Annotated in this window: 3 protein-coding genes; all 3 read left to right on the top strand. The window is 54.0% G+C overall.

Annotated features, from left to right (window positions below; all coding sequences use genetic code 11):
- Positions 1-687: shikimate dehydrogenase (locus IJT02_04475; GenBank protein MBQ7544181.1), on the top strand; the 687-nt coding region annotated here is incomplete at its 5' end.
- Positions 688-755: 68 nt separating this feature from the next.
- Positions 756-1,604, top strand: a complete 849-nt coding sequence (locus IJT02_04470) for a sugar phosphate isomerase/epimerase (GenBank protein ID MBQ7544180.1) — start codon at positions 756-758, stop codon at positions 1,602-1,604.
- Positions 1,604-2,073: hydroxymethylglutaryl-CoA lyase (locus IJT02_04465; protein MBQ7544179.1), on the top strand; the 470-nt coding region annotated here is incomplete at its 3' end. The genes IJT02_04470 and IJT02_04465, both read left to right, overlap by 1 nt.

The raw sequence follows: 2,073 nt of genomic DNA, 5'->3' as shown, positions 1-2,073 counted from the left end.
TTGGGCTGCGCAGTCACCAAGCCCAACAAGGAAAACGTCATGCAGTACCTCGACGACCTTGACCCACTGTGCAAGAAGATCGGCAGCTCCAACACCGTCGTCAAGACCGAAGGCGGCAAACTCGTCGGCTACAACACTGACGGCTACGGTGCTCTCCGCGACATCAAGGAGCACGGCTGCGTCATCAAGGGAAAAACTATGTTTTCGTTCGGAGCTGGCGGAACGGGCAGGAGCGTCTGCCTTGAGCTTGCGGAGGAGGGCGCAAAGAAGATCTACATCTCCTCACGTTCAGAGAAGTGCGAGACCCTCAGCGCAGAGATCAACAAGTTCTACCCCGGCGTGTGCGTTCCCGTAAGAGCAGCTGACGAGGCAGGCATCGCTAAAGCCCTCGAAGAAACAGACATCATCCTCAACCTTTCGGGACTCGGAATGCGCGGCAAAGAGGAATATACCTGCGTTGATAAGAAGTTCCTGAAGCCGGAGCACATTTGCTTTGACGCAACCTACAACCCCGCTGAAACAAGATTCCTCAAGGAAGCGAAGGAAGCAGGCTGCAAGATGGTCATCAACGGACTCGGAATGTCGCTGTATCAGGGGCTGCGTCAGATCCAGCTTTGGACGGGCGGAAAAGCTGTGCCGCTGGATGTTATGCGCCAGACATTGATGGACATTCTCGCGGGCAAGTAGTCATCTCGAAGTTATGCCGTCGCTAGTTCAGGGCGGCTTTTGTTCATTAACAGAAAGGAGTTCATGTTATGGCACGCAAATTCTCACTAGCTTATCTCACAATTCCCGGCGTTGACCCAGTAAACCAGATCAAGATCGCCAAAGAAGCAGGCTATGATTTCGTCAGCCTCCGCACAATTCCCATGCATCTGCCCGGTGAGCCGGAGTTCTTACCGCAGAAAGACCCCGAACTGTTCGACGCAATCAAGAAGGCTCTGAAAGAATACGATATGCCCTTAATGGACATTGAGCTTGCACGTATCCGCAAGGACCTCGACATCAACGAGTACAAGCCCGCGTTTGAGGCAGCGGCCAAGCTCGGAGCAACTGACGTTCTCGGCAGCGTGTGGACACGTGATCGCGCGTGGTACACCGACACAGCAGGCAAGGTCGCCGACATGGCAAAAGAGTTCGGCCTCAAGTTCAACATTGAGTTTCTTCCGTGGGCTGGAGTCCGCAACCTTCAGGAAGATATTACGCTGATAGACGATCTTGGCCGTGATAACGTGTTCGTGATGGTCGACACTCTTCACGCAGGCAGAGCAGGCGTAACCGGCGCAGAGCTTGCACGTACACCGCGCAAGTACTTCAACTTCATCCATCTGTGCGACGGCCCGGCTCCTGAGGGCGCAGAGTGCAAAGATACCGTGCTCGACAACATCAAGGATAACCTGATGCTGTACACAGCTCGTGAGGCCCGCTACTATCCCGGTGAAGGCGACGTGAAGATAGCTGATATGATTAAGGCTATGCCGAATATTCCGCTGTCGATTGAGCTGCCCAACCTGAAGGAAATTCAGGCTCGCGGAAATGCCGGACACGCTGCAAGATGCCTCGAAGTCGCAAAGGCATATTTTGCCGCTAACGGTATCGACTAATGATGCACTTACCCGAAAAAGTTACGATGTGTGAGGTCGGACTCCGCGACGGCCTCCAGAATGAAAAGGTTATCCCCACAACTGAGCAGAAACTGGAGCTTTTGCGGGGAGCTATCGACGCAGGCTATAAGGTTATCGAGGTCGGATCGTTCATGCACCCCAAGAAAGTCCCCCAGATGGCCGACACTGACGAAATCTTCAAGCGTATCGGCGACGTTCCTGAAGATGTGGAGCTCCGTGCACTAATCCCGAACACTCGCGGCGTTCAGAGAGCAATAGACTGCGGGTGCAAGAAGGTAAAGCTGAACGTTTCCGCAAGCCGTATGCACAACCTCAAGAATCTCAACAGGACTCCTGAGGAGAGCGTGGCAGGTTTCGCGGACTGCGTGAAGATGGCAAACGAGAATCATATAGCTATCTCCGGCTCAATCTCGATGCCCTACGCTTCCCCTTGGGAGGGAAGGACTCC

Source organism: Synergistaceae bacterium (assembly GCA_017450125.1).
Classification (GTDB): domain Bacteria; phylum Synergistota; class Synergistia; order Synergistales; family Aminobacteriaceae; genus JAFUXM01.
Note: the sequence above shows the minus strand (reverse complement) of the source record. Positions and strands in the feature narration are given on the sequence as shown.

Excerpts from the sequence above, each read along its gene's own strand:
- IJT02_04470 (MBQ7544180.1), top strand. The coding sequence starts at position 756 with ATGGCACGCAAATTCTCACTAGCTTATCTCACAATTCCCGGCGTTGAC.